At 55.2% G+C, this 17,939-nt stretch carries 18 protein-coding genes, 1 tRNA gene and 1 pseudogene; 6 read left to right on the plus strand and 14 right to left on the minus strand.

Features of this window, described 5'->3' with window-relative positions:
- Window positions 1-254 precede the first annotated feature (254 nt).
- The 8 genes from pheT to DESU86_RS09375 all read right to left on the minus strand — a co-directional run bounded on the left by pheT (window position 255) and on the right by DESU86_RS09375 (window position 8,335).
- Complete coding sequence (gene pheT, locus DESU86_RS09340; protein ID WP_179980801.1) at window positions 255-2,660, minus strand: phenylalanine--tRNA ligase subunit beta; 2,406 nt, start codon at window positions 2,658-2,660, stop codon at window positions 255-257.
- 235 nt (window positions 2,661-2,895) lie between these two features.
- Entirely contained in the window at window positions 2,896-3,393 is a 498-nt protein-coding gene (locus DESU86_RS09345) for a translation initiation factor IF-2 (protein WP_232088315.1), read from the minus strand.
- Between the two features lie 9 nt (window positions 3,394-3,402).
- Window positions 3,403-4,440, minus strand: a complete 1,038-nt coding sequence (pheS, locus tag DESU86_RS09350) for a phenylalanine--tRNA ligase subunit alpha (RefSeq protein ID WP_179980802.1) — start codon at window positions 4,438-4,440, stop codon at window positions 3,403-3,405.
- 205 nt (window positions 4,441-4,645) lie between these two features.
- Window positions 4,646-5,002 (minus strand): 50S ribosomal protein L20, encoded by a 357-nt coding sequence (rplT, locus tag DESU86_RS09355; RefSeq protein WP_179980803.1) that lies wholly within the window; start codon window positions 5,000-5,002, stop codon window positions 4,646-4,648.
- Between the two features lie 283 nt (window positions 5,003-5,285).
- A complete protein-coding gene (rpmI, locus tag DESU86_RS09360) occupies window positions 5,286-5,483 on the minus strand; it encodes a 50S ribosomal protein L35 (protein WP_179980804.1) in 198 nt (65 codons plus the stop codon).
- Between the two features lie 120 nt (window positions 5,484-5,603).
- Window positions 5,604-6,134 carry a translation initiation factor IF-3 gene (gene infC, locus DESU86_RS09365; protein WP_179980805.1) on the minus strand — a complete coding sequence of 177 codons (531 nt, stop codon included), beginning with the start codon at window positions 6,132-6,134 and terminating at the stop codon, window positions 5,604-5,606.
- Between the two features lies 1 nt (window position 6,135).
- Complete coding sequence (gene thrS / locus DESU86_RS09370) at window positions 6,136-8,079, minus strand: threonine--tRNA ligase (protein ID WP_179980806.1); 1,944 nt, start codon at window positions 8,077-8,079, stop codon at window positions 6,136-6,138.
- 179 nt (window positions 8,080-8,258) lie between these two features.
- Window positions 8,259-8,335, minus strand: a tRNA-Val gene (locus tag DESU86_RS09375).
- 381 nt (window positions 8,336-8,716) lie between these two features.
- Between DESU86_RS09375 and DESU86_RS09380 the strand changes: the two genes are divergently transcribed.
- From DESU86_RS09380 to DESU86_RS09395, 4 genes are all read left to right on the plus strand, one after another.
- Window positions 8,717-9,157, plus strand: coding sequence for an MOSC domain-containing protein (locus DESU86_RS09380; RefSeq protein WP_179980807.1), 441 nt, complete (start codon window positions 8,717-8,719; stop codon window positions 9,155-9,157).
- Between the two features lie 390 nt (window positions 9,158-9,547).
- A complete protein-coding gene (locus DESU86_RS09385) occupies window positions 9,548-10,546 on the plus strand; it encodes an ABC transporter substrate-binding protein (RefSeq protein ID WP_232088316.1) in 999 nt (332 codons plus the stop codon).
- Window positions 10,539-11,315: an ABC transporter permease gene (locus tag DESU86_RS09390; RefSeq protein WP_232088317.1), complete on the plus strand. Its 777-nt coding sequence runs from the start codon at window positions 10,539-10,541 to the stop codon at window positions 11,313-11,315. Before DESU86_RS09385 ends, DESU86_RS09390 begins: the two co-directional genes overlap by 8 nt.
- Window positions 11,312-12,061: an ABC transporter ATP-binding protein gene (locus DESU86_RS09395; protein ID WP_179980809.1), complete on the plus strand. Its 750-nt coding sequence runs from the start codon at window positions 11,312-11,314 to the stop codon at window positions 12,059-12,061. Before DESU86_RS09390 ends, DESU86_RS09395 begins: the two co-directional genes overlap by 4 nt.
- 81 nt (window positions 12,062-12,142) lie before the next feature.
- Here DESU86_RS09395 and DESU86_RS09400 read toward each other — a convergent pair.
- A pseudogene (locus DESU86_RS09400) lies at window positions 12,143-12,298 on the minus strand (transposase); the annotation flags it as partial.
- A gap of 161 nt (window positions 12,299-12,459) precedes the next feature.
- On the opposite strand from DESU86_RS09400, the gene DESU86_RS09405 reads away from it, so the two are divergent.
- A complete protein-coding gene (locus DESU86_RS09405; protein ID WP_179980810.1) occupies window positions 12,460-14,442 on the plus strand; it encodes a DUF2075 domain-containing protein in 1,983 nt (660 codons plus the stop codon).
- A gap of 456 nt (window positions 14,443-14,898) precedes the next feature.
- Entirely contained in the window at window positions 14,899-15,924 is a 1,026-nt protein-coding gene (locus tag DESU86_RS09410; protein WP_179980811.1) for a hypothetical protein, read from the plus strand.
- A gap of 89 nt (window positions 15,925-16,013) precedes the next feature.
- Here the strand turns inward: DESU86_RS09410 and DESU86_RS09415 are convergent, their stop codons facing one another.
- The 5 genes from DESU86_RS09415 to DESU86_RS14705 form a co-directional block, all read right to left on the minus strand.
- A complete protein-coding gene (locus DESU86_RS09415) occupies window positions 16,014-16,250 on the minus strand; it encodes a hypothetical protein (RefSeq protein ID WP_179980812.1) in 237 nt (78 codons plus the stop codon).
- A complete protein-coding gene (locus tag DESU86_RS09420; RefSeq protein WP_179980813.1) occupies window positions 16,243-16,515 on the minus strand; it encodes a hypothetical protein in 273 nt (90 codons plus the stop codon). The genes DESU86_RS09415 and DESU86_RS09420 overlap by 8 nt, the downstream gene beginning before the upstream one ends.
- Window positions 16,508-16,765, minus strand: coding sequence for a hypothetical protein (locus tag DESU86_RS09425; protein ID WP_179980814.1), 258 nt, complete (start codon window positions 16,763-16,765; stop codon window positions 16,508-16,510). The genes DESU86_RS09420 and DESU86_RS09425 overlap by 8 nt, the downstream gene beginning before the upstream one ends.
- A gap of 96 nt (window positions 16,766-16,861) precedes the next feature.
- A complete protein-coding gene (locus tag DESU86_RS09430; RefSeq protein WP_269474309.1) occupies window positions 16,862-17,731 on the minus strand; it encodes an IS3 family transposase in 870 nt (289 codons plus the stop codon).
- Entirely contained in the window at window positions 17,728-17,907 is a 180-nt protein-coding gene (locus DESU86_RS14705) for a transposase (RefSeq protein ID WP_442873484.1), read from the minus strand. Before DESU86_RS14705 ends, DESU86_RS09430 begins: the two co-directional genes overlap by 4 nt.
- Window positions 17,908-17,939 lie beyond the last annotated feature (32 nt).

Consider the following 17,939-nt stretch of genomic DNA (forward strand, 5'->3'; position numbering starts at 1 on the left):
AACTGTGGCGCGTACGGCGGGGCCACGACCTCGCAGCGGCACGACGCCGTTAAACGGCGGTGTTCCCGAGCCGTTAATTCATTTCATCCGTAAACGGCTCTAAGGAAGCACTGATTAAAGAGCCTCCTGGAAACGCGCAGTTATTTCGTTTGGCAAGGCGCGATCTTTTTTTGAAGCAGGAGTGGACTCTTCTGTCCTCGACTGTTTCAAAAAAAGAGAAGCAACGCCGCCAAACGGAATAAATCAGCGTTTCCCTAAATCCTGACGCCCAGCGTCGCTGCCAGAGACTGTGCCACTTTTTCCCTTTCCTTGTCCACTTCCGCGTCCTTGAGGGTGCGGTCTGCGTGGCGGAACGTGAGCCGGAAGGTGAGGTTGCGCACGGCCTCCTGACCTTCGGCGGCCTTGGGCTCAAAGCAGTCCACCAGCACGATGTCTTCCAGCAGGGGCAGGCCAAGGCCGCGCACATGGGCCGCAATGGCGCTGACCGTGAGGCCCTGGGCGGCCATGACCGTGATGTCGCGGCGAACCGGGGGGTACACGGGCAGGGGGCGGAAGCGCACCTCGGCGGCGTCGTACAGTTCGCGCAGGACTTCCAGGTTCAGTTCGGCCAGCCAGACGTCCTTGCGGGCGTGGAATTCTTCGGCCATGGCAGGCCGGATCCGGCCCATGACGCCCACAACCCGGCCGTCAACCGTGACCTCGACGCAGGGCAGCAAAAAGGGATGGCTTGCGGCCAGGGCGCATTCCGGCGCGGGCAGGTGCAAAAAGCGCAGCAGGTTTTCAACAATGCCCTTGATGTCCGCATAGTCCAGGTCGCCCTCGGCCTGGGGCCAGGTCGCGTCAAAGCGCGCGCCATAGAGCAGCACGCCCAGCATGCCTGTTTCACGGGCCGTGGTTTCGGAGGTGGCGTCCGCCTCAAAGATATTGGCCAGTTCAAAGAGGCGCAGTCCCTGAACCCCCTGGGCCAGGTTGTTGCGCAGATCATAGAGCAGGCCGGGAGCCAGGGCGGTGCGCAGGGCGTCCTGCTCCGCAGAAAGGGGATTCATGATGGATATGCGCCCCTCGCGCGGCAGACCCAGGTGATCCATATCCTTGTGGCCCACAAAGCTGTAGTTGACGGCCTCGTTGAGGCCAAGGCCAGCGCCCCAGTGCTTGAGGCGCGACCAGAAGCTGAAGCGCGATTCCGGCTCGCCCGCGCGGTCAAGATTGCCGGCCACGGCGGGCAGTTCGGGGGCAATGGTGTCCAGACCGTGCACACGGCCCACTTCTTCCACAAGATCGGCCTCGCGGGTGAGGTCGGGCCGCCAGGACGGCTGACTCACATGCCACACGTCCGCAGAGGCGTCCACGGTGCAGCCCATGCCGGTAAGCACTTTCTGGTCAAATTCCGGGGTCAGGTGGACGCCCAGCAGGGCGTCGGCGCGGGACGGGCGAAAGCCGATGTTCGCGGCCTTGAAGGGGCGCGGCTCGGCAATGGAAAGCCCCGGCTGCACAGCGCCGCCGCTGATGGCGGCCATCATGGCGCAGGCGCGGTCCAGCGCCCAGACGGTGCGCTGCTGGTCTATGCCGCGCTCAAAACGGTAGGACGCCTCGGACGAAAGGCCCAGGCGGCGCGACGTTTTGCGGATGGTGCCGGGACGGAACACGGCGCTTTCAAGAAAGACATTGCTGCTGGCGTCGCCGATTTCGGTATTGAGGCCGCCCATGACGCCAGCGAGAGCCACGGCGCGGGAAGCGTCCCGGATGCAGAGATCCTGCGCGGTGAGGGCGCGTTCCTGACCGTCCAGGGTGGTGAATGTTTCGCCTTCCTGCGCGCGGCTGATCTCGATGCGGCCGCCTTCAAGCTTGTCCAGGTCAAAGGAGTGCAGGGGCTGGCCGCATTCAAAAAGGATGTAGTTGGTCACGTCCACAATATTGGATATGGGGCGGACGCCCACGGAGTGCAGGCGGTGGCGCATCTGCATGGGCGAGGGGCCGATTTTCGCGCCGGTGATGACCCGGCCGGAATAGAGCCAGCAGAGATCGGGGTCTTTGATGTCAATGGGCACGAGGCGCTGGGGCGCGCTTTCGTCGATTTGCAGGGGCATGGCCGGAATCTGCAACGGCAGGTCAAAGGCAAGAGCCGTTTCGCGGGCCAGGCCCAGCACAGAAAGGCAGTCCGCCCTGTTGGGCGTGATGGAAATGTCCAGAACTTCACGGTCAAGGGTCAGCTGATCCACCAGGGGCTTGCCCACCACAAAGCTGTCGGGCAGCACCATAATGCCAGAATGGTCTTCGGTCAGCCCCAGTTCGCGCTCCGAGCAGATCATGCCGCAGGAGGGCGCGCCGCGCAGTTTGGCCTTCTTGATGACCATGCCGTCGGGCATGACCGTGCCCACAAGGGCCACAGGAACCTTCTGGCCTTCGGCCACGTTGGGCGCGCCGCACACGATGTCCAGCAACTCGCCCTGGCCCGCGTCAACCTTGCAGATATGCAGATGGTCGGACTCCGGATGATCCTCACAGGCTGCCACAAACCCCACCACAATGGAGCCGATGGAATCGTAGGGCCGCCTGATGTCTTCCAGCTCAAGGCCGAGCATGGTCAGGCGGTCACCCAGAGCTTCAGCCGTGCCTTCGTAAGGCGTAAATTCACGCAGCCATGAAAGTGAGAGCAGCATAGCATGTCCTGTTAGTGCGGGGCCGCGGGCCGCCGCGTTGGGCGTCATTGATGGTATTCTGTACAAATCTGCGGCACTGGGGCGCACGCGTCCTCTGGCCTGCCAGCTTTAGAGCATTATTAACACGTTAAATGCTCGGGTACGGCAGGCAAAAGCCTGCCTGCTCGCATTTCGTGGCAAGGATTTTCAGAAAAATCCTTGCAATGCAGTTAACTCATTTCATTCGTAAACTGCCTTAATTGAAACTCCAGGCTGGCGTAGTATCTTTGGGCGTCAGGTCCGGCAGGGGGCGGTCATGCTCCTGCATGCCCCTGTTGCCGTAAGCTCCGGGGCCGGGCCTGCGCCTTGGGGCCTTTTCTTCCGGCTGGGAATCGGTGACGGTGTTGCCGTAGGCATCCGTATACCCCATGCCGCCTTCGGCGGTGCGGCTCACGTTTCTGCCCGGCAGTCCTTCCATAGGTTTGGGGCCGCCCGGTGGTTCAATGCCGGGATCGCGCGCGTTGGAGGGCGACTTGGCCCAGGCTGCCCCAGCAGCGCCGTGCATGTCCGCAGTGGGCCAGAGGCCGGGCGCAAGCGCCAGAAGCGCCGCTGCCACGAAAGCCAGCAGCGGGCCGCGCCGCCACAGGCCGGGCCGCCAGCCGCCAGGCAGGACACGCCGCCAGATTCCGGGCAGGCCACGCAGGGGCGCGGTTTGCCTGGCGGTAGTGCGTGTGTTGTCCTGGCGCGGGAACATATGCCTGTCCTAACGGGCGAACTGGCCCAGAAAACGGGTGTCGTTCTCAAAAAACATGCGCAGGTCGCCGATGCCGTATTTGAGCATGGTCACGCGCTCCACGCCCATGCCAAAGGCAAAGCCGCTGACTTCGGGATCATAGCCCACAGCCTCGAACACGGCGGGGTCCACCATGCCGCAGCCGAGAATTTCGACCCAGCCAGTGGTTTTGCACACCCGGCAGGGGGCGTCGCCAATGTGGCCCTTGCCGCCGCATATGCAGCAGCTTATGTCCACCTCGGCCGAGGGTTCGGTAAAGGGAAAAAAGCTGGGGCGGAAGCGCACCTGGGTGTCGCCGCCGAAAATGGCGCGCACAAAGGCAGTGAGCGTGCCGCGCAGATGGGCCATGCTGATGCCTTCACCCACCATGAGACCTTCAATCTGGTGGAACATGGGGGTATGGGTGAGGTCGCTGTCGCGCCGGTAGACCTTGCCGGGGGCCACCACGGCCAGCGGGGGCTTGCGGTGCAGCATGGTGCGCGCCTGCACAGGCGAAGTGTGGGTGCGCATGAGCACCGTGTCGGTGATATACAGGGTGTCCTGCATGTCACGGGCAGGATGTTCCGGCGGCATGTTCAGGGCCTCGAAGTTGTAATAGTCGATTTCCACTTCGGGGCCGGACACGATCTCAAAGCCAAGGCCTTTGAAAATCTCGCAAATCTCTTCCATCACCAGGGTGGTGGGATGCAGGGTGCCGCTCCAGGGCGCGCGACCGGGAATGGAGGGATCAAAGCGCTTGAGGGCTTCGGCCTCGCGCCCGGCTTCCAGGGCCTGCTTGCGGGATTCAAACAATTCGTTGCAGCGCTCTTTGACGCTGTTGGCCGTCTGGCCCACGGCGGGGCGCTGTTCAGGCTCCAGCTTGGGAAGCTGGCTCATGATTTGGGCGATTCTGCCCTTGCGGCCCAGAAAGTCCACCCGCAGGGCTTCCAGCCCTTCCAATGAAGAAGCCTGATCCAGACCTTTTTCAAGCTCGGGGACCAGGCCTTCCAGTGCAGAAATCAGATCCATACGGATTCCCAAGGCCGCCTGTGCGGCGCTGACGTTGAATAGTGTAAATGTAAAAACAAAGGGCGTGGGCAGCGCATCGCACCGTCCACGCCCCGTATAGCATGCATGACCCTGCTCCCGCAAGCCAACCGGCGCACGGAGTTATCCGTACTGGCCAGCGCGGCCTGGAGCCTTGCTCCGGCGCGGGGAGCGCCAGCTCTGCGGCTTATTTGCCCAGAGCGGCCTTGGCCAGTTCCACGATCTTGGCGAAGTCGTCCTTCTTGTAGACGGCCAGGTCGGCGAGAACCTTGCGGTTCAGGTCGATGCCGGCGGTCTTGAGACCGTGCATGAAACGGCTGTAGGAAAGACCGCTCAGGCGGGCGCCAGCGTTGATGCGCAGAATCCACAGGGTGCGGAAGTCGCGCTTGCGCAGCTTGCGGCCCACATAGGCGTACTGCAGCGAACGTTCCACAGCCTCACGGGCGGTGCGGTACAGACGGCTGCGGCCGCCACGAAAACCCTTGGCAGCGGTCAAATATTTTTTGTGACGGCGATGTCCGGTAAGACCTCTCTTGACACGCATGGTGTAACCTCCTTCTCCCAACCAGGCGGAGGAATGCCCGTTGGGGGGTGTAAAGATCATCTGCCCTCTTGGAGGGGAGCGGATTGAACGTCAGTTGCGGCTCCGCACGCGCCGCGACGCTTGCGCGTCATGGGATTTTATCAATGTTCCGCAGGCTTGAACCCTTGCCGCGCCTTGTAACCAAGGTCTTGCGGCATTTCGCTGTCAGCGCGCGCCCGTCACGGCAGTGCCGTGCGTGGAGCGAGCCGTGGCCGCTGTGGCCGACAGGCGAAAGAACAGGTCTTTAGCCGTTGGGCAGCATGCGGCGCACAGCTTTTTCGTTGGTCTGATCCACTGTGGTGGACTGACCAAGACGCATTTTGCGGCTGGCGGCCTTCTTGGTGAGAATGTGGCGCAGGTTCTGGCGACGACGCTTGAACTTGCCGCTGCCAGTCTGCGAAAAACGCTTGGCGGCGGAACGCCTGGTTTTAATCTTGGGCATGGCGTACTCCTTAACGAAAGCATATACCCGGCATGTCACAGGACGCACCAGGGGAAGGGCATAATGCCCCAAAGCGCCTCGAGGCGCAAGCGGTAATGTCGGATGCCCCGGCAGCAAAAGCTACTTTTTGGGCACCAGCATCATTTGCAGGGTACGGCCTTCGGCGCGGGGTTCCTGATCAACCTTGGCGATGTCAGCCAGGTCCTGAACCACCCGTTCCAGAATGGACATGCCGCGATCCTTGTGGACAATTTCGCGGCCCCTGAAGAATACCGTTATTTTACAGCGGTCGCCTTCCTGAAGAAAACGACGGATGTGGCGGACCTTGGTTTCGTAATCGTGGTCGTCCGTTTTGGGGCGAACCTTGATTTCCTTGATCTGCACCACGGTCTGGTTCTTTTTGGCTTCCTGCTTTTTCTTCTGCTGCTCGTACTTGAATTTGCCGTAGTCCATGACGCGGCAAACAGGCGGCTCCGAGTTGGAAGAAACTTCAACGAGGTCCAGGCCCGCTTCTTTAGCCAGGGCAATGGCCTCATTACGCTGCAAGATGCCAAGCTGCTCGCCATCGGCAGCGATCACGCGCACTTCACGGGCGCGGATCATCTCGTTGCGACGCACGCTGTCTTGCGGCATGTCGCGGCGGAATCTCATATTAGGCGAAGCTATAGCGCATCCCTCCTTTTTTGAAAGGCTCTTCGGCGTCTGCGCGAATAAGCGCGGCGATTTCAGCCACAGACTTGAGCCCCAGGTTATCACCGTTGCGCAGGCGCACATTTGCGCCGCCCGCCTGCACTTCCTTTTCTCCTACAACAAGAATGTACGGCACTTTTGCCAGTTGCGCCTCACGCACCTTGAAACCCAGTTTCTCATTGCGCGTGTCCGCCTGGGCGCGGATGCCCAGAGCTTTGAGTTCGTCACGCATGCTGGCGGCGGCTTCGTCGCCGGCATCGGTGACCGTGAGCAGGCGGGCCTGCTCCGGGGCGAGCCATGTGGGCAGGGCTCCGGCAAAATTCTCCACCAGGATGCCGATAAAGCGTTCAAGCGAACCCATGATGGCCCGGTGTACCATGACCGGACGATGGCGCTCGCCGTCCTGACCCACGTAGGTGAGGTCGAAACGCTCGGGCAGGGTGAAGTCCACCTGTATGGTAGAACATTGCCATTCGCGGCCAATGCAGTCCAGCAGGCGCACGTCGATTTTCGGACCGTAAAACGCGCCGTCGCCCTCGTTGATGGTGTAGGGCAGACCGGCTTTTTCCACAGCCTGCACAAGGGCGCTGGTGGCCATTTCCCACGCTTCGTCCGTGCCTATGCTGCTCTCGGGCCGGGTGGACACAGCCACCTTGTATTCAAAGCCGAAGAGGTGCATGAGGTCGCGGATAAGATGGATGACTTCAAGGATTTCGCCTTCAAGCTGTTCCGGGGCGCAGATGATGTGGGCGTCGTCCTGGGTGAACTGGCGCACACGCAAAAGCCCGTGCAGCACGCCGCTTTTTTCGTGGCGGTGCACAACGCCAAGCTCAAAATAGCGCTGCGGCAGGTCGCGGTAGCTGTGCAGCTCGTTGCCGTAAATGAGCATGTGCGCAATGCAGTTCATGGGCTTGACGCCGTAGGCGTCTTCCTCAATCTGGGTGAAGTACATGTTTTCGCGGTAGTGGTCGTAGTGGCCGGACTTCTGCCACGTTTCCACGCGCAGAAGCTGCGGGCCCTGCACGATGTCATACCCGCGTTTGAGGTGCTCCTTGCGCCAGAAGTCCTCAAGAATGGTGCGAATGAGCATGCCCTTGGGCAGCCAGAACACCATGCCGGGGGCCACGTCTTCCTTGAAGGTGAAGAGCGAAAGTTCGCGTCCCAGCTTGCGGTGGTCGCGGCGTTTGGCTTCTTCCATCATCTTCAGATAGGCGGCAAGGGCTTTTTCGTCCGCAAAGGCCGTGCCGTAAATGCGCGACAGCATGCGGTTTTTTTCGTCGCCGCGCCAGTAGGCGCCAGCCACGCTCATGAGCTTGGAGGCCTTGGTAAAACCCGTGTGCGGCACGTGCGGGCCACGGCACAGGTCTGCAAAATCACCGCAGGTATAGACCGACACCGTGTCGGCGTCGATGCCTTCAATGATTTCAACCTTATAGTTCTCGCCCAGAGCCTTGAAGCGCGCCACGGCATCGGCCTTGGACAGCACTTCATGGGTGAAAGGCTCGCGCGCGTTGGCAATGCGCTGCATTTCAGCTTCAATGGCGGGAAAATCTTCGGTGGAGAAGGGCTTTTCAACGTCAAAGTCGTAGTAAAAGCCGGTATCGATGGAAGGCCCGATGGTGACCCTGGCAGTGGGGAAGAGTTTTTTCACCGCCGCAGCCATGACGTGCGCGGTGGAGTGGCGGATCATCTGCAGACCTTCGGCCGAATCGGCGTACACGGGCTCGAGGCCTTCACACCCGGCGGGAACCGGAGAAGAGAGATCAAGCAGGCCCTCAGCGCCGCCAAGCGCGCGGGCAGCCACGACGGCCTTGAACCTTTTGCCGCTCAAGGCTTTCTGGAGCACGGAGGCCACGCTGTCGCCAGCCTGCCCCTCAACCATTTGCCCTTCCACACGGACTTCCATGAAAAACTCCTTAGCGTGGCCGGGGGCGCTGTCCGGCCAGACGAAAGGCCAAAACAAAATGGGGAGGTAAACCTCCCCACTGCGCCGATACCGGTCATTCGGCCATCTTTCGATAACCTGTGCTATGGGCGGGGCCAAGGCCTTCCGCCGTTAAGGGGAATCAACCCCAAAGTTTCTTTTGGTAGGAACGAACAGACTTGAACTGTTGACCCCTTCCGTGTCAAGGAAGTGCTCTAGCCACCTGAGCTACGCTCCTACATGAGGCAGAGGGTTATATAGCCACTCCTTACCCGCCCGTCAACAATTTTTTGGCCTTTTTCGCATTTTATTCGGGCAATCCGCAGTGTTTGCCCCGAGTTGCGCTGATAACGAGCTCCTGGAGATGCGGTGCGCGCGCCGGAAATTCAACGACGGCATGTGCGGATATGGGCCAGCCGCCTGTACGCGTGCCTATGTCGAAAATTCGCGCGCGGGCCGTGATTGTTGCGGATATGTCAGGTTAGAGGTAACTAGTTGGTAAAGGATGATGTTCCGGGTGCAAAGCCAGCGCTGCCGCGCATATGGGTAGTCTACGGCTTGCCAAGATTCGCGGCAGGCAAGCAGTCTTAAAACATAGGAATTCAGTATGGGAAATGGCATGGGAATTATTAGGGCCATCTGCACCAGTGCAAAAAAAGGCACTGCCAAAAAGACCGTTCCGTCCGCCACCCTTGTGGTGGAGCACGGCATTGAGGGCGACGCGCATGCAGGCAAGTGGCATCGTCAGGTCAGTCTGCTGTCCTGGCAGGCCATCGAGGATTTCAAGGCCAGGGGAGCCATTGTTTCGCACGGCTGTTTTGGCGAGAACCTTATTGTGGACGGCATCGACTTCGCGGCCCTACCCGTGGGCACGCGCCTGTCCTGTAACGAGGTTCTTATGGAAGTGACGCAGATAGGCAAGGAGTGCCACAGCCACTGCCAGATATTTCACGCCATGGGTGACTGCATCATGCCCCGGCAGGGCGTGTTCGCCAAGGTTCTGCACGGCGGGTTTGTGCGGCCCGGTGACGAGATGCTTGTGCTGCCCGCCGAAGCGTGAGCTGGCGCGGGGCGGTAAGTCGATAGGATGCGGCTACTGCCACGCCGGTTGCAGCGGGAGCCGGGGCGCTCACGTCCTTCCATTTTTCCACTCAATGCCATAGCCGCAGTCTCATCACGCAAGGGGAAGTTGACATGCCCCTTGAAGTGGCGTTTCTTATTTCCCTAGTAGACCAGATCAACTAGAGCAGTTTACGAATGAAATGAGTTAAATGCTCTAGCGGGGACGCCATGCGCGCATTCCTGAACCTGGTCGCTGTCTGCAACCTTGCGGTTGAGTTGATATCTGCGTGTGCACATCAAGCGGCATACGCTTTGGGACGTTTTATTAGAGCAATTTCTCTTTGAAAATGCTCTAACAGAAGGGGGCAATGTGGCGGCAAGGAAAAAAATGGCGACAGGCGCACGTCTTCGCGGCATCTTTTCTGTTCTGACTCTGATGGGCGTCAGCGGCCTTTTGATTCTGATGGCTGCAGGCTTGTCCGTGGCAGGCGAAGTCTGGCATGTGGGTACATGGAAGACCGCGCAGACCATACAGCCTTTTTTGTATGAAAAATATGCGGCGCCGACGAATCCTGGCCTCAAGGTTGACGTGCGCCCCTTCACCAATCCTGCCGATCAAAAATCCGCACTGCTTGCGGGCAGCCTCGACATGACAGGCACCACGCTGGCTCTGGCCATTCAGGCCGCTTCACGGGGTGAGCCTGTCAAGCTTGTGGCAACGCTGGGCAACAAGTGCTCGGCGCTTGTGGTGGCCAAGGATGGGCCCATAAAAAGCGCCAGCGACCTCAAGGGCAAGCGCATCGCCTACGTTCCCGGCACCATGCACGAAATCTTGCTGCGCGAAGTGCTGCACCGTGAAGGCATTGACCCTGATCGCGACGTCACGCTCATGCGCATTGATTTTTTTGATATGGGCACGGCTCTGGCCAAGGGGAATGTGGACGCCTTTTTATCTGGCGAGCCCTTTCCCACGCAGGCCGTGATGCAGGGATACGGGCGTATTCTGGCCTATCCCTATTATGGCGACAGCATAGGGACCATCAACAGCGGCATGCTCATGCGCGAAGACTTTATACAGGCGCACCCGGATAAGGCCCTGCGGATGGTAGCCGCGCACAAGGCCGCCACACAGGCTTTGACCGCGGACAAAAAACTCTGGCTGGATACGGCAGCCAGCCTGTTCGGCGTCGATAGGGCCCTGCTGGAAGCTTCTGCTGGCAATATCGAACTGGTTTGGGACATGGACGATGCGTTCATGCGTCAGTTGGCGGCATTGGGCGCGCGCATGAAAAGTCTCGGCATCATTGCCCAGGAACCGGATTACGCCAAGCTTGTTGATCGCAGCTTTGTGGATGCCCTGCGGGCCGATTCTGCCAATCATGAATGATGGCAGGGGGGCGCGAATCCTGCCCTGGTGCCTTCCGCTGCTGTTGCTGGCGCTATGGTGGGGAGCCGCGGCATTTCGGTTGATGCCGGAATGGCTGCTGCCTTCACCTGCGGGGGTGGCGCGCACCATGTTCGCATATGTGGCTGGAAACCCATCCGTCCCCTATGGCGGGCGCTTTTGGAGCGACGCCGCCGCAAGTTTGTGGCGAGTTGCCTGCGGATTCACGCTGGCTGCCATACCTGGTCTGATTTTAGGGCTCTGGTCGGGCAGAAGCGCGACAGTAGCGCGCCTGCTGTCTTTTTCCATCAACGGCGTCAAGTCCGTTCCCGGCATAAGCTGGCTGCCGTTGGCGCTCATCTGGCTGGGGGTGGGCTTTATGACCACCGTCAGCCTCATAGCCCTGGCGGGATTTTTTCCGATATATTTCAGTGCGGCAGCTGCGGCCGCGTCTGTGCCGCAAAATCTGATAAATGCGGGCCGCATGCTCGGTCTTTCACGCGTGAAGCTCTTTGCCAAGGTGATCCTGCCGTGGAGCATGCCGCAGATATGCGCGGGTTTGCGGGTGGCGCTTGGCATGAGTTTCGCCTATCTGGTGCTGGGGGAACTTACCGGAGTGCCGGACGGCCTGGGCGCGCTTATTATGGATGCCCGCATGAATGGCCGTGTGGACGTGCTTTTGAGCGGCATTGTGCTCATAGCCGTGCTGGGGGGCATTTGTGACGGTCTGCTTGTCCGGTTTTTATCCAGGCTGCCGGGTGTGGTGAAATGAAGGAATATTTCCGTTGCAGGGGCCTGCGGAAAAGTTATGGCCCGCATATTGTTTTGCCCGGCATTGACATAACGCTTGGGCAGGGCTCCATAACTGCGCTCATCGGAGCCAGCGGTTGCGGGAAAAGCACGTTTCTGCATGTGGTGGCAGGGTTTGTGCCGATGGACGCCGGGGCCATGCTGCTTGAGGGCGTTCCCTGTGGTGAACCCGGCCCGGACAGGGTTATGGTATTTCAGGACGACGCGTTGTTGCCGTGGCTGAATGTCAGGGAAAACGTGGAATTGGGCCTGAAAACTGCGGGGATGGCTCATGCGATGCGGCAGGAGCGGGTGCGGCACATCCTGATGCAGGTGGGGCTGGAGCCATGGGCCAATGCCTTGCCTTCGGAACTTTCGGGAGGGATGCGGCAGCGGGTCGCCTTGGCGCGCACGCTGGTGCTTCGCCCAAAGCTTTTGCTTCTTGACGAACCCTTTGCCGCCCTGGACGCCATTACACGCTCGCGCATGCAGCGCCTGCTGGCGGATCTGCAACTCCAGACCGGCGTTACGGTGCTGCTGGTCACGCATGACGTTTCGGAAGCCTGCCTGCTGGCGGACACCATACACCTTATGGGAACGGGACGCGGCATTGTGGAGACGTGGACGGTTGCAGCGCCCCGCCCGCGAGATCCCGATGATCCTGCCTTTGCGCAATTGAAGGTGCAAATCCGCGCCAAGCTGGAAGCCCTGGCTGAGCCCGTGTTGTGAATATGGCAAAATAAGGCTTGTCAGTTGCGTGAAGTGTTACAGTGGGTACTTGAGATAATCATCCCCTTTTTAGTAGCTCTTCAACGTAGAGCCTATGCCGCCGAACTTGGCTCGCCATTTGTAAAAAGACGCGCGACTCATGCCGTGCTCACGACAAAGTTTGGGAACCGGTACCCCATTTTTGGCCTGCTTTAAAATCACCAAGATTTGACTGTCCGTGAATCGTGACTTTTTCATCGTAATATCTCAAGATTGCTTATTTTCGGAAATTCTACTTTGAAATATTACTTTTTTCTTGGGGGATTACCATATGATGACTAATCAGTTATTTTATAATATATTGCACTAACTTATCCACATAAATAATAACTTAAATATTGGCTCTGGGGGATTCACTAATGAAACAGCTAGGTCGCGCCTTTTATCATAGCTCAATTGCCAATTTTATTAGTGAGTCACGCTCAAACATTTTAGGGGTATTGGCAGAGAATAATCATTTTGAATTATCCCAAGAGCAACGAAGTGCCTGGTTATCTGAGATAAATATTTTGCAACAAACCTTACAGCCATATACTGGCTATATTTTATTTGAATATGTAATTCCTAGAATGGGGAAGCGTGCTGACGTTATTCTTCTCATTCAGCAAAGCATTTTTGTAGTCGAATTCAAAGTAGGTTCGCATCGTTTTGACAAACAAGCTTCGGATCAGGTGATGGACTACGCACTGGACCTAAAGAACTTCCATGCTGGGAGCCAACATCGCAATATTTATCCTATCCTAATTGCCACGAGTGGAACTCCATTGACGGAACAAAAAATTGTTCTTAGCGATGACGGAGTTTGTGCTACTTTATTTGGTACGCCCGAAAATCTGGCAAATTTACTATGGCGCTGCCTGGCTGAAGAATGTGACGACAGTATAACATGGCAAAAGGTGTGGGCAAGTTCAGGCTATCATCCCACGCCAACAATAATCGAAGCTGCTCAAGCCCTTTACGCAGGGCACTCGGTAGCAGAGATTAGTCGTAGCGATGCTGGCACCATCAATCTGTCTCAGACAACAGAGGCAGTCAAAGCTATCATCAACCAAGCAATGACGCAGCATAGAAAATCTATTTGCTTTATTACAGGAGTCCCAGGAGCTGGAAAAACTCTGGCAGGTTTGAATATTGCGAGTGCCTGGCAAGATCCAAAGAATCAACAACATGCGGTTTTTCTTTCAGGTAATGGCCCCTTGGTGAGTATTCTACGCGAAGCCTTAAGTCGCGATGAGCACGAAAGAACAAAGCAGTCTGGCCTGAAAAAAAATAAAAAAGAGTGTGAACGAGAAACAGCCGCCTTCATTCAAAATATTCACCATTTTCGCGATGATATGCTTCGTTCTGATGACGCACCTATTGAACATGTTGTCATATTTGATGAAGCACAGCGCGCCTGGGATAAAGAACAGGCTAGCTCATTTATGCAACGAAAGCGCGGGCTCGCTGATTTTTCCATTTCAGAACCGGAATTTTTGCTTTCAGCGATGGATCGCCATCAAGATTGGGCTGTGATCATTTGTCTCATTGGTGGAGGGCAAGAAATAAACACTGGGGAAGGCGGTATAGGGGAATGGTACCAAGCTCTGCGCGACAGATTTACAGGCTGGCAAGTATGGGTTTCTCCCAACCTAACTGACAGTGAATATCTAATAGGAACATCAGGAAAGACGCTTCTGGATATTAAGAGCAAAGAATGGAAGCCAGAGTTGCATCTTGCAACGTCGGTGCGATCTTTTCGCTCTGAAAAAGTTTCTACCCTCGTCAAATCGCTTCTGGATATAAACCAAACTGAAGCACAGCTCTTACTAAGTGAAATCAGCGATAAATATCCTTTAGTATTAACCCGTGATTTAGATGTGGCTCGCCACTGGCTTAAGAGCCATGCGCGTGGCACAGAAAGATATGGCATCATAGCCAGTTCTGGGGCTCAACGATTGAGGCCTCTTGGTATAGACGTTAAAAGTAGCATTGATGAAATTAGCTGGTTCCTTAACAATAAAGGAGACGTACGGTCTTCTTACTATACGGAGGTGGTTGCCACAGAATTTCACATCCAAGGTCTCGAGTTAGACTGGACAGCCCTTGTGTGGGATGCAGACTTACGTTTTATCAATGGCAATTGGGAATACTGGCAGTTTAGAGGTTCTTCTTGGCAAGCGATTCGTAGTGAGCCTAACCAACGGTATTTAAAAAATGCCTATAGAGTCCTTTTGACACGCGCACGGCAAGGTATGATTATCGTTGTCCCTAAGGGTAATGACAACGATCATACGCGGCCTCTGAAATTCTATGATGAAACATACAACTATCTGTCAGAACTAGGTATTAAAGAAATTTAAATCATTTTATCCAAAATGCCTAACTGCTAGAAGGCAGATGTATTACATGACTAACAAAACAGATCGTCTAAGGTCATTTTCTTTCAGTTCCTCGAGAAAAGAAAAGGATTCACTAGCGCTAATGTCGATCCCAAAAATTAAATTTCCGGATTCGTCATTTCGACGAATCCGGAAATTTCGGAGCGGGACTTAATTGTGTATTATAACATGCTTAAATTAAACATTATTCTAGATAGTAGCGTTTTAGTTGCCCCCAAAGTTGCCCCCTTTTTTATTCGGTGTGGTACTGGCGAGAGTGTCGCAGATGCTGCACCATCAATTCGCGTAGTGTGTAATCGCGCACTCTGTCCTTCCACCATTCAAATCTTGCCGGTGTCGTAATTTGCGGCAAGGTCGAGTAGGCTAAATAATATTAAGTTATCTCATGATGTCATGCAATAATACTGGGAGGAAGACATGATACATATTGAAAGAATTCTGCAAAATTGCTCAGAAGACCATTTGCTCAAAGTTTTATTTCAGCATAAAAATGACTATCTTTTCTCTTCCTCATTCTTGTGGCACTTAAATAATACATTAAGCCTGTTGTTGGAAGTTGACCTTAAAGCATATAATGATTTTATTTTTAATAAATTACCAGCTAAGAACCGTGATTCGTTTGATATCCATTCTTATATTTCTTCATTATGTGAACTTGCAGTGATGTACTCTTTTTTAAATATCGATGGTAAAATAGAATTTTTTATGTATGAGCCGTGCCTTAGAGATGATAATAAAAAAAATGTTGAATTTTCAATAAAAATAAATTCAATAATCTACAATGTTGAAGTTAAAGCTCCTAACTTAGAGGCACACTATAAAACAATTAGCGATAAAATAGATCAATACGGTGTTGTCATAAGGTTAGATTCTCGAGGGATAAAAAGGCCAAATAATGAAAATGAAATTCCATCTCCGACAATGCGAGTTAAAGATTTTTTAGTAGATGCAAATCAAAAATTCCCCCAACGGTCTGAGGGGGGTAGCTTTAATATCCTATTCATAGCTTGGGATGAAAACACAGATCAACCTTGCATTGCATTGAAAGAACCAAGACATGGATTATTAGTAAAAAATAGTGAATTTAGAGATGTTGATGGTTCAGCATTTATATTTGAAAATATAGATTTAATTTTCGTCTCAGATTTGTATAAAAATTTTATTGTTCACATCGCAAGTACTAATAAGCCTCTCCTGGGTTTTATAGCTGACGTTCCATATTTTGATAATGCTCTCAAACGTGTCCATCCCTTTGAGGTGAATCCATTTATACTTTCATTTTCAAGAAATCTTGTTGTTAGTGCCAATTGTGATCTGCAGGATAGGCATGTACAGGATTCTATATATCAATTGCCAATTGCATTCTCTAGTCAGGATGTGTTTATTGTTGATGAAGATTTTGTCACAAAAAATTGTGCTGGAGTAAAGTTTTCATTTGGCTAGCCATTTTTCGTCAATTAAGGCCGCAAAAAATCCCGGTCCATGTACTGAGTCGGGATTTTTGTTTCAAGCCGTCAGGTGGCAATTGTGGGCTATTTTTTGACTCGCTCAAGCTCATTCTGACATTGTTCCATATAGTCGCCCAAGTTCTTAGCAGCGATGGCAATCATGTTCAGCCCGGCATAAAGGGAATGCTCGGCGGTAGTGTCGTCAGCGTGCAACCCGTGGTCGAGGAAGGCTTCCCGCAAGCCCGACGCCATGAGCTCAATGGATTCAGAGAGCATGATTGCCCTGCCGTGGTCATGGGTGGTCAGCGGTGCCTTATTCATGGTTGGTCCCCCATTCACTGTTGCTAATGACCTCTTCGCAGCGGAGTGCAAGCCACTGGCAATGCTCCATGATAAGAGCCAGCCCTTGGGCGCAATTCGCATCCACCTCAAATAGAACTTCTTGGCCCTCTGACACATTGAAAAGGCCAGCCATTGCGCTTTGCAGATGGTGCACGTCCCACAGGGCGACGCAGGTAGCGGCACGAGCTTCGCTGTCAGTTGTGGCCTTGTCCAGCAGTTCAGCGGTCTTAGATAGCTTACTCATGTCTGGCCCTCTTTCCGTCGGCGGGCGCAATGCCGATGGCGTCAATAGTGAGATGCTCGCAGTGCCTGAGGATTCGTCCAAGCCCCTGGCGTCCGCTGTCGCTCATTTCGATTTCAACGTCACGGCCATTGCTGTATTGGAAAAGGTCACTGAGGCAGGCAAGAACTTCGTGGGCTTCCCATAAAAGGTCGGAGAGTGTCGGCTGTGCCTCCTCAAACTGGTATCCGGTGAGGGCGGGGTTTTTACTCATGGCTTTCACTCTCCTGCAGGGTTGCGACGGCTTCGGGGTCACCACCAGCGGCCATAACCGCCAACTGGCAGAGATGAAATGCTTGCTGTTCTGACCTTACCCCACTGCGTATACCACTCGTAAGTTAGTGGTTCCCAATGGGTTGCAGGTTATATTCTTTGCGCGAAATTCTTCCGGTGCCAGCCAGCCCAAGGAACTGTGCGGTCGCCGTTGGTTGTAATCCTGCCGCCAGGCTTCGACTGTTCTGCGGGCATCGTGCAGGGACAGAAACACGTTCTGATTTAAGCATTCATCCCGAAATTTTCCATTAAAGCTTTCAATGTGCCCATTGTCCGTGGGCTTCCCCGGACGAGTGAACTCTATCTGTATTCCATGCTCAAAAGCCCAAGCGTCCAAGGCCTTACCGCTAAATTCTGGACCGTTATCAACCTTGATACGTTGCGGTAACCTTCCTTGGAGGCGTAGTTTTTCAAGGACGCGCACAACTCGAGCTCCAGGCAACGACATATCCACTTCGAGCGCCGGGATTGAACGATCCCACAGATCAGCAATTGTCAAAATCCGGATGCGTCGCCCTCCCATAAGGGAGTCGCTTACAAAACCCATCGCCCATTGTTCATCTGGGCCATCAGGGCCAGCCTGGACAATACGGGCATGGCTTGGACGCTTCACGCGTTTGCGAGTACGCAACGAAAGGTTTTCTTCCTGGTAAATCCTTTCTGTCCGCTTGTGGTTCTGCACCAACCCTTCCCGGCGCAATAACGCATGTAGGCGCGGAGAACCGAAACGCCGCCGATCTTCTGCCAGTTCCAGCATCCGCGTCCGTAAAAGAAGATCACGGTCTTCAGATGGTGATCGCCTGGCTGAACAGCGGTTAAACTGAATCACTCGGCAAGCCCGCCGCTCTGAGTAGCCATGATCCGCTTGAATGTGCTGCACGGCTGCCCTATTAGCTGCGGGCTTCAAAAGTTTTTTGAGATCACGTCCTTCAGGACGACAATATCAAGTGCCTGCTCGCCTACAAGCCTTTTCAGCCGTGCGTTTTCTTCCTCTAACTGGCGTAACCGCTTTGCGTCAGAGATGTTCATTCCACCGAACTTGCTTCGCCATTTGTAAAAGGTCGCATCTGGAGTAGCCCCCATTTCGACCGGACACCCCTCTAACTAAGGAGGAG

It is taken from the genome of Desulfovibrio sp. 86 (genome assembly GCF_902702915.1).
Taxonomy (GTDB): domain Bacteria; phylum Desulfobacterota; class Desulfovibrionia; order Desulfovibrionales; family Desulfovibrionaceae; genus Desulfovibrio.

Coding starts and splice junctions, on each gene's coding strand:
- DESU86_RS09410 (WP_179980811.1), top strand. CDS start 14,899: ATGATACATATTGAAAGAATTCTGCAAAATTGCTCAGAAGACCATTTG.
- DESU86_RS09385 (WP_232088316.1), top strand. CDS start 9,548: ATGGCGACAGGCGCACGTCTTCGCGGCATCTTTTCTGTTCTGACTCTG.
- rpmI (WP_179980804.1), bottom strand. CDS start 5,483: ATGCCCAAGATTAAAACCAGGCGTTCCGCCGCCAAGCGTTTTTCGCAG.
- DESU86_RS09345 (WP_232088315.1), bottom strand. CDS start 3,393: ATGTTCCCGCGCCAGGACAACACACGCACTACCGCCAGGCAAACCGCG.
- DESU86_RS09425 (WP_179980814.1), bottom strand. CDS start 16,765: ATGAGTAAAAACCCCGCCCTCACCGGATACCAGTTTGAGGAGGCACAG.
- rplT (WP_179980803.1), bottom strand. CDS start 5,002: ATGCGTGTCAAGAGAGGTCTTACCGGACATCGCCGTCACAAAAAATAT.
- DESU86_RS09390 (WP_232088317.1), top strand. CDS start 10,539: ATGAATGATGGCAGGGGGGCGCGAATCCTGCCCTGGTGCCTTCCGCTG.
- DESU86_RS09405 (WP_179980810.1), top strand. CDS start 12,460: ATGAAACAGCTAGGTCGCGCCTTTTATCATAGCTCAATTGCCAATTTT.
- DESU86_RS09420 (WP_179980813.1), bottom strand. CDS start 16,515: ATGAGTAAGCTATCTAAGACCGCTGAACTGCTGGACAAGGCCACAACT.
- DESU86_RS09380 (WP_179980807.1), top strand. CDS start 8,717: ATGGGAATTATTAGGGCCATCTGCACCAGTGCAAAAAAAGGCACTGCC.
- thrS (WP_179980806.1), bottom strand. CDS start 8,079: ATGGAAGTCCGTGTGGAAGGGCAAATGGTTGAGGGGCAGGCTGGCGAC.
- DESU86_RS09415 (WP_179980812.1), bottom strand. CDS start 16,250: ATGAATAAGGCACCGCTGACCACCCATGACCACGGCAGGGCAATCATG.
- DESU86_RS14705 (WP_442873484.1), bottom strand. CDS start 17,907: ATGGGGGCTACTCCAGATGCGACCTTTTACAAATGGCGAAGCAAGTTC.
- DESU86_RS09395 (WP_179980809.1), top strand. CDS start 11,312: ATGAAGGAATATTTCCGTTGCAGGGGCCTGCGGAAAAGTTATGGCCCG.
- pheS (WP_179980802.1), bottom strand. CDS start 4,440: ATGGATCTGATTTCTGCACTGGAAGGCCTGGTCCCCGAGCTTGAAAAA.
- infC (WP_179980805.1), bottom strand. CDS start 6,134: ATGAGATTCCGCCGCGACATGCCGCAAGACAGCGTGCGTCGCAACGAG.
- pheT (WP_179980801.1), bottom strand. CDS start 2,660: ATGCTGCTCTCACTTTCATGGCTGCGTGAATTTACGCCTTACGAAGGC.